This is a genomic window from Mesorhizobium sp. M7A.F.Ca.AU.002.02.1.1, from assembly GCF_003998535.1.
Taxonomy (GTDB): Bacteria; Pseudomonadota; Alphaproteobacteria; order Rhizobiales; family Rhizobiaceae; genus Mesorhizobium; species Mesorhizobium ciceri.
In genome coordinates this window covers 1-8,286 of the sequence record NZ_RZPB01000217.1, presented here as the reverse complement: position 1 = coordinate 8,286, position 8,286 = coordinate 1, and the positions used below count along the sequence as shown (strand labels likewise).

General features: G+C 61.4%; 9 protein-coding genes. 1 reads left to right on the top strand and 8 read right to left on the bottom strand.

Annotated elements, in window-relative coordinates; genetic code table 11:
• On the top strand, positions 1-203 hold a 203-nt coding region (locus tag EN879_RS39425; RefSeq protein ID WP_206520954.1), incomplete at its 5' end, for a hypothetical protein.
• Between the two features lie 5 nt (positions 204-208).
• Here EN879_RS39425 and EN879_RS15440 read toward each other — a convergent pair.
• The 8 genes from EN879_RS15440 to EN879_RS15405 form a co-directional block, all read right to left on the bottom strand.
• Entirely contained in the window at positions 209-1,327 is a 1,119-nt protein-coding gene (locus EN879_RS15440) for a branched-chain amino acid ABC transporter substrate-binding protein (RefSeq protein WP_013529097.1), read from the bottom strand.
• Between the two features lie 137 nt (positions 1,328-1,464).
• Positions 1,465-1,812 carry a DUF6867 family protein gene (locus EN879_RS15435; RefSeq protein ID WP_013529096.1) on the bottom strand — a complete coding sequence of 116 codons (348 nt, stop codon included), beginning with the start codon at positions 1,810-1,812 and terminating at the stop codon, positions 1,465-1,467.
• A gap of 110 nt (positions 1,813-1,922) precedes the next feature.
• Positions 1,923-2,651, bottom strand: a complete 729-nt coding sequence (locus tag EN879_RS15430; protein ID WP_013529095.1) for an ABC transporter ATP-binding protein — start codon at positions 2,649-2,651, stop codon at positions 1,923-1,925.
• Positions 2,651-4,207, bottom strand: a complete 1,557-nt coding sequence (locus EN879_RS15425) for an ATP-binding cassette domain-containing protein (RefSeq protein ID WP_013529094.1) — start codon at positions 4,205-4,207, stop codon at positions 2,651-2,653. Before EN879_RS15425 ends, EN879_RS15430 begins: the two co-directional genes overlap by 1 nt.
• On the bottom strand, positions 4,207-5,802 hold the full coding sequence (livM, locus tag EN879_RS15420; protein ID WP_013529093.1) for a high-affinity branched-chain amino acid ABC transporter permease LivM: 1,596 nt from the start codon (positions 5,800-5,802) through the stop codon (positions 4,207-4,209). The genes EN879_RS15425 and livM overlap by 1 nt, the downstream gene beginning before the upstream one ends.
• 4 nt (positions 5,803-5,806) lie before the next feature.
• Complete coding sequence (locus EN879_RS15415) at positions 5,807-6,709, bottom strand: branched-chain amino acid ABC transporter permease (protein ID WP_013529092.1); 903 nt, start codon at positions 6,707-6,709, stop codon at positions 5,807-5,809.
• Between the two features lie 334 nt (positions 6,710-7,043).
• On the bottom strand, positions 7,044-8,045 hold the full coding sequence (locus EN879_RS15410; RefSeq protein ID WP_013529091.1) for a 4-hydroxyproline epimerase: 1,002 nt from the start codon (positions 8,043-8,045) through the stop codon (positions 7,044-7,046).
• A gap of 32 nt (positions 8,046-8,077) precedes the next feature.
• The coding region (locus EN879_RS15405; protein WP_164774421.1) for an FAD-binding oxidoreductase at positions 8,078-8,286 on the bottom strand (209 nt) is incomplete at its 5' end.

The following is an 8,286-nucleotide window of genomic DNA, read 5'->3' as shown; positions in this document are numbered from 1 at the left end:
CACTTAAACCGATTGAAATAGAAACATTGCGCCAAGGACCCTTCCCATTCCTCCGAACAGCTAAAAAAGAGCCGGCTTTCCGGTTAATGCACGATCATTGCCCGGCTAAGCATCGGCTCCATCGGCCGCCCCTGAACATGACGACGGCAAAAGAAAATGCCCGGCGCGAGGCGCCGGGCATCGGTAAATGGTCTGGAGACTGACGAGCTTACATCTTCTGGACGTAGGTGTACTTGCCGTCGTCGCCCTTCTTCCATTCGTACATGACGTAGCCGGGCAGCGTCGGATCGCCCTTGGCGTCATAGGACAGGTCGCCGAGAACGGTCTTGAAGGGGCCGTTTTCATGCAGCGCCTTGGCAACTGCCTGCGGGTCGTTCGACTTGGCAGCGGTCGCTGCTTCCGCGATCGCCTGCACGGCGGCGTAGGAGTAGAGCGTGTAGGCTTCCGGCTCGAAACCCTGCGCGCGGAACTTCTCGACGAGTTCCTTGTTGGCGGGGATCAGGCGCGGATCCGGGCCGAACGTGTTGAGCGTGCCCGCAACTGCGTCGCCAGCGATCGAAGCCAGTTCGTTCGACACGATGCCATCGCCGGAAACCAGCGTTGCCTTGAGGCCCTGGTCGGCCGCCTGACGGATGATCAGGCCGGCTTCGGTGTGCAGGCCGCCCCAATAGATGATGGAAACGCCGGCTTCCTTCATCTTGGCGATCAGCGCCGAGAAGTCCTTGTCGCCGACATTGATGCCTTCATACATGACTTCCGTCACGCCCTTGGCGTTCATCGCCTTCTTGGTTTCGTCGGCAAGGCCCTGACCGTAGGTGGTCTTGTCGTGAACGACAGCGATCTTGGCGTCCTTGAAGTTGGCGGCGAGATACGCGCCGGCAATGCTGCCCTGCTGATCGTCGCGTCCGCAGGTGCGGAACACGTTCCACAGACCGCGCTCGGTGAATTGCGGGTTGGTCGCGGCCGGCGTCACTTCGACGATGCCGTTTTCCGCATAGACTTCAGATGCCGGGATAGAGACGCCGGAGTTGAAGTGGCCGACCACGAACTTGACGCCGTCGCCGACGAACTTGTTGGCGACCGAGATACCCTGCTTCGGATCGGAGACGTCGTCGCCGACTTCGAGCTTGATCTGCTCGCCGTTGATGCCGCCCTTGGCATTGATGTCGGCGACAGCAGCTTCCGCCCCCTTCTGCAGCTGCGCGCCGAAGGCGGCGTTCGGACCGGTGATCGGGCCCGCGACGCCCATCATTACGTCAGCCCACGCGCTGCCGCCGAACGCGACAAGCGCGGTCAGGGCGACGGCGGACAAAAGTGACTTTTTCATTTAAACGCTCCCATTAACGGAGTGGGCGTGGATGAAGCTTTCATGCGATGCCCACCCTTATCGCAGAAAGCATAGTTTGCCGATTTTCAGGCACTTGTCACGCCGATTCAATTTCGAGGCGGCGTTAATGATGAACGTCAACCTTTCGGTTTCCAGCTCAAGAGTGAAGCTCTTTCGTAGAGCCAATTATACTGTGTCACCATCTGGTTGGTGCGCGTGTATTGATAGCCGACGAAGCCGAGGATCATCAGCACGATGGTGTCGACGACATAATAATGCAGCGAGAACATGGTGCCGCCGAACAGCGCGTGATGGATGAAGCGGATCGCGATGCCGAGGCCCAGCACATAGGCGAACAGCTGGATGAAGCTGCGCCACGTCTGGGCACTGGCCTTGCCCGTCATCCACGCCGCCCAGCCGCCGAGCAGACAGGTGACGAAGAAGAACTGCCAGATCGAGGGTTCCTCGTAAAGAATGCCCTGCATGGTGAAGTCTCCTTAGCATGATCCCGAAAGTTGCGGACTTTCCGGACAAAGATCATGCGACAAACAAACAATCTGGAGCGGAATAGCGGTGCACGCATTCCGCTTCGAACTCAGTGGTGTCCGCCCTCGAGATAGGCGGCGCGCACTTCCGGATTGGCGAGCAGTTCCTTGCCGGTGCCGCTCATCGTCACATTGCCGTTGACCATGACGTAGCCGCGCGTGGCGAGCTTGAGCGCGCCGAAGGCGTTCTGCTCGACCAGGAACACGGTCAGCCCCTGGGTGCGGTTCAGTTCGCGGATGGCGTCGAAGATCTGTTTGACGATCAGCGGCGCGAGACCCAGCGACGGCTCGTCGAGCAAAAGCAGCTTCGGCCGTGCCATCAGCGCGCGTCCGATCGACAGCATCTGCTGCTCACCGCCCGACAGCGTGCCACCGCGCTGGGTGATGCGCTCCTTCAAACGCGGGAACAGCGTGAACACCTTCTCGACGTCCTCGTCATAGTGCTTGAGGTTGTCGAGGCTGGCGCCCATCTGCAGGTTTTCCATCACCGTCATGCGCGGAAAGATCCGCCGGCCCTCGGGCGATTGGGCAATGCGCATGCGCGCGATCTCGTGCGTCGGCATCTGGGTTATGTCGGTGCCGGCAAAGGTGATAGTCCCGGCGCGAGCCCGCGGCGCACCGAAAATAGTCATCATCAGCGTCGACTTGCCGGCGCCATTGGCACCGATCAGCGCCACGATCTCACCCTGCTTGACGGTGACATCGACGCCGTTCAGCGCCCGGATGTTGCCGTAATAGGTCTGCACGCCCTTGATATCGAGCAGCGTTGTCGCGGCCATCACTTGCCCCCTCCACGCTTGCCCGCCACGGGCTTGGCAGCGGTCTTGCTCGCGGTCTTTCCGGAGGCTGCCTTTGCAGTCTTTGCGGAAGCATGGCTCGTCGCCACCTTGCCCGCATCCACGCGGCGCGAAAATTCCGTGTCCCTGCCCTGGCCGAGCAGCCTAGCCTGTTTGACCCATTCCTCGCGCGCGATACGTCCGTCAAAAGCAAGATAGGCTTCGGCGGCCTCGACGTCGGCCTTTTTCCAGGCGCCGATCTGGTCGAAGTGGAAGATGCCGTGGTCGTTGAGCTTCTTCTCGTTGACCGTACCGATGCCCTTTATGCGGGTCAAATTGTCGGCCTTGCCGCCGCGAGGCGCAGCCAGCCGGTTGGAGATCTCTCCAGTCTTCGCCGCAGGCTTGGCGGATGCGGTCGACTTCGCCGCCGTGCCGGTTGCCGCCTTCGACGTCGCTTTCGGAGCAGGCTTTGCCTTCGCCGGCGGCACGGCTGCCTGCGAGGCTGCCTTGTTTGCCGCGGCGAGCGACCTGGCGTCGACCTGACCGGCCTTTGACGCTCCCTTGGCCACCGTAACCCGCTCGCCCGAACTATGGCCGACCGTGTCGGTCACCGGCCCGGCGAGATAGGACGACGATGTTCCCGGACCGTGCGCGGCATCCGGCCCCGTATCGAGCTGTTCGATGACATCTTCGTCGCCGACTTCGGTAAGGACCGCTTCGACTTCCTCGTCGTCGACGCCGAGATAGGCGGCGATGACGCGCGGATCGGTGCGCACCGACTGCGGACTGCCGTCGGAGATCTTGCGGCCATACTCCAGCACCACGACATGGTCGGAGATCTGCATGACCACCGACATGTCGTGCTCGATCAACAGGATCGAGGCGCCGGATGTGTTCTTGATGTCGATCAGCAGCTCGTTGAGCGCCGCCGATTCCTTCGGATTGAGGCCGGCCGCCGGCTCGTCGAGGCACAGAAGCTCGGGTCCCGTGCACATGGCGCGAGCGATCTCGAGACGGCGCTGCGCGCCATAGGGCAGGTCGCCGGCCGGGTCGTCGGCACGGTCGACAAGATCGGCCTTTTCCAGCCAATGCTTGGCGAGCTCCACCGATTCGGCCGAGGCCTTGCGATAGCCGCTGAAGCCGAACAGGCCAAGCACCGTGTAGCCCGATGCCTTCATCAGTTTGTTGTGCTGGGCGACCAGCAGGTTCTCCAGCAGGGTCATGCCGGAGAACAGGCGGATGTTCTGGAAGGTGCGCGCCACCTTGGCGCGCGCCGGGATTTCATGGTTGGGCAGCCGCTCGAGCAGGAAGGTCGAACCATCGTTCCGGTTGAGCGTGATCATGCCTTCCGAGGGCTTGTAGAAGCCGGTGATGCAATTGAACACCGTGGTCTTGCCGGCGCCGTTGGGGCCGATCAGCGCGGTGATCTCGCCGCGCTTGGCGGCGAAAGACAGATCCCCGATGGCCACCAGGCCACCGAACTTCATCGACAGATGATCGACCTGAAGGATAGCGTCGTTCATGCCCGAAGCGGCTTTCTGAACAGGGTTCGCATTCATCAGCCGTGTCCTTCCTTGGTGAAGGAGCTTGAGACGGCCTTTCGCTCCTTCAGGAAGGCGGTTGGTTCACGACTGCCGACGAAGCCGCGCGGCTTCCACAGCATGACGATGACCATGGCCATGCCGAACAGCAGCATGCGGTAGAGTTCCGGTGTGAAGTCCGGTCCGAAGACCTGCTTGAGGAAGTCGAGTTCGCGCAACGCCTCGGTGCCGCCGATCATCACCATTGCGGCGACCGCTATGCCGACCAGCGAGCCCATGCCACCGAGAACCACGATGGCCAGGATGATGGCCGATTCCAGGAAGACGAAGGATTCCGGGCTGACGAAGCCCTGCCGTGCGGCGAAGAATGCGCCGGCGAAGCCGCCGAACATCGCACCCGTGGCAAAGGCCGTAAGCTTCGTGGTGGTGGTGTTGATGCCGAGCGAGCGGCAGGCGATCTCGTCCTCGCGCAACGCTTCCCAGGCACGGCCGACCGGCATGCGCCGCAGCCGGATGGTGACGAAGGCTGTCAGCAGCGCCAGCGCCAGGATCAGGTAATAGAGGAAGATCTTGTAGTAGGCGCTCGATGTCGCCAGATGCAGCACCTTGGCGACGTAATTGGGGTCCGACACGTTGAAGGTCATCAGGCCGAAGAAGGTGACCTTCGGGATGCCGGAAATACCGGCTGAACCGTTGGTGACTTCCCGCCAGTTGATCAGCACCAGGCGGATGATCTCACCGAAAGCCAAGGTGACGATCGCCAGGTAATCGCCGCGCAGGCGCAGCACCGGGAAACCGAGCAGCACGCCCCAGAAGGCGGCCATGGCGCCGGCGGCCGGCAAAAGGATCCAGAACGACAGGCCGTACTGCGTGCCGAGCAGCGCATAGGCATAGGCGCCGACCGCGTAGAAGGCGACATAACCGAGGTCGAGCAGGCCGGCGAGGCCAACGACGATGTTCAGGCCCCAGGCCAGCATCACATAGATCAGGATCTGGATGCCGAAATTGTCGACCCATTTCAGCGAGCCTTGCAGTCCGCCGACGAACGACCAGGACATCAGCGACAGGATCGCCACCACCAGGATCGGATAGAGGATCAGCGCGGCAATGCCGAGTTTGGTGAAGTTGGCATGAATGAAGCCGCGGAAATAATAGATCACGCAGGCCAGCACATAGATGACCGACAAGGCGCGCAGGAACTGCAGATAGCCCGCCGGCTCCGCTCCCACCCATCCGACGAGAGAGCTGTTGACCGCAAACAACACCACCGCCGCGACCAAGGCCACGATGAAGGCCGGCAACTGGAAGAAGCGTGACGCCACGCTGGCCGGCAGCAGGCCGGTGGCGACGTCGGTGATCTTCTGGTTGGCCAGGAAGGGCTGTCCATAGGCGACATAGAGGAAGCGCCCGACAGCCGTGGCGATAACCACGGCGGCAAGCAGGCCCCAGCGTGTCGTCAGGACCAGTTCATTGGAAATGTTCTGGCCGGTCTTCAGGCCGATGAACAGCACGAACAGGCCAAACGATATGGCAGCGGCATAGAGCGCCTCACGCAATGCGCGCTGCATGGGGGTGGCGACGGTGTCGCGCTCCGGAGATACGGTGACGGCCATAGTCTCAGACCTTTTCGACTTCTGGCCGGCCCAATATGCCGGAAGGCAGGAAGATCAGCACGATGGCCAGGATCGAGAACGCCGCGACATCCTTGTAGTCGATCGAGAAATAGGCCGACCACATGCTCTCGATGAAGCCGATCATCAACCCGCCGACCACCGCGCCCGGCAGCGAACCGATGCCGCCCAGCACCGCCGCCGTGAAGGCTTTCACGCCCGGCGTGAAACCATCCGAGAAGGCAATGACGCCGTAATACATCAGGAACAAAGTGCCGGCGACCGCGGCAAGGGCCGCACCCATGATGAAGGTGATCGAGATGGTACGGTCGACATCGATGCCGAGCAGCGCCGCCATCTTGCGGTCCTGCTCACAGGCCCGTTGCGCTCGTCCAAGCGAGGTCTTGTTGACCAGATACCAGAACAGCGCCAGCAGCAGCGCCGTGACGACGACGATGATGATCTGCTTCAGCGACACGCTGATGCCGTTGATGTTGTAAACCTGGCTGACCATCGGCGGGATCGGCTTGTTGCGGGGACCCTGCGTCACCTGGACGAAGTTCGACAGCGCGATCGACATGCCGATGGCAGTGATCAGCGGGGCCAGTCGGAACGAACCGCGCAGCGGCCGGTAGGCCACCTTTTCGATCGTCCAGTTGTAGAGGCTGGTGAGCAGCATCGCCACGATCATCATGATCAGCAGCGCCAGCACAACCGGCACGGAATAGAACAGCGCGCCAAGGGCGAGGAAGACGATCAGTGCCGTGAAGGCACCCACCATGAAGATGTCGCCATGGGCGAAATTGATCATACCGATGATGCCGTAGACCATCGTGTAGCCGATCGCGATCAGCCCATAGATCGATCCCAGCGTCAGCCCGTTGATAAGCTGCTGGACAAAGTACTGCATGTGTACATGGCTCCCCTGGAATGTCGCCCATGCAGACGCATTCCTTTTCGTATTTCCCCTAGTCGTAAAGTTTCGAGCCCGGATTGCAACGTCATTTTTCAATCGTCATGCGTGTTTTCGAAGCACGCCGCCCGATTGCCCGTTTTCCATCATCCGACCCCTGGACTATCGCGGACCCTACCATTGGCATAACGCAATGTCTTTGACGATTCGACCGCATCATGCGCCCCGTTTCGAAGAAATCGCCGTCAAAATTAGGTGATGAAAGGAATCCTTGCGTTTTTGGCACGATCCATTTTTCAGGTCGTTGCTTTCCGCAAGGTCAGGATTCCCATCACTTGACAACAAACCCGTGCGCGAACGGGTCGCGGTCGTCGATGAAGATGGTGTTCAGTCCGGTCATGCGCGCCCAGCCGCCGATCGAGGGAATGATGGCCGGCTTGCCGGCCACGCTGACATCCTTTTCGACCTTGCCCTTGAACAGCGAACCGATGATCGATTCATGCACGAAGCTGTCTCCGGCCTTGAGTTTGCCCTTGGCATGAAGCTGCGCCATGCGCGCCGAGGTGCCGGTGCCGCAGGGCGAGCGGTCGATCGCCTTGTCGCCGTAGAACACGGCATTGCGGGCATCCGCCCCATCCACCGTCGGCGCACCGGTCCACAGCATGTGCGACAGCCGGTTGATGCCAGGATTTTCCGGATGCACGAAGGAATATTTCTCGTTGAGCCGCTGCCGCACCACCGGGCTCCAGGCGATGAAGTCGCCCGCCGAATGATCGGCCATGTCGCGATAGTTCTCCTGCGGTTCGACGATGGCGTAGAAGTTGCCGCCATAGGCGACGTCGACGGTGATTTCACCGAGCCCAGGGCATTCGACCGTCAGCCCCTCGGCATGGAGGAAGGATGGCACATTGGTGATGCGCACCTCCTCGACATAGTCGCCGACCTGCTTGTATTCGGCGACGACCAGCCCGGCCGGCGTGTCGAGCCTGAGCACGCCCGGCGTCTTTGGTTTGATCAGTCCGTGCTCGATGGCCATCGTCACCGTACCGATCGTGCCATGGCCGCACATCGGCAGGCAGCCGGAGGTTTCGATGAACAGGATGGCGATGTCGCAATCCTCGCGCGTCGGCGGATAGAGAATCGAACCGGACATCACGTCGTGGCCGCGCGGCTCGAACATCAACCCGGTGCGGATCCAGTCATATTCGGCCAGAAAATGCGCACGCCGCTCCATCATCGTCGCGCCCTGCAACAGCGGGCCGCCGCCGGCGACCAGCCGCACAGGATTGCCGCAGGTGTGGCCGTCTATGCAGAAGAAGGATTTCTTGGCCATGACGCTCCTCGAAAATCAAAAACCCGAAAAAATCAAAATCGTTGCGGACTGAAGGGGGCCAGATCGATCGGCGGAGTCTGCCCCAGGACAAGATCCCTGATCAACCGTCCGGTGGCCGCCGCCTGGGTCAGGCCGAGATGGCCATGGCCGAAGGCATAGACCACCGACCGCTTTCCCGGCGCGCCGCCGATGACGGGCACTGAATCCGGCAGCGAGGGGCGGAACCCCATCCATTCGCGCC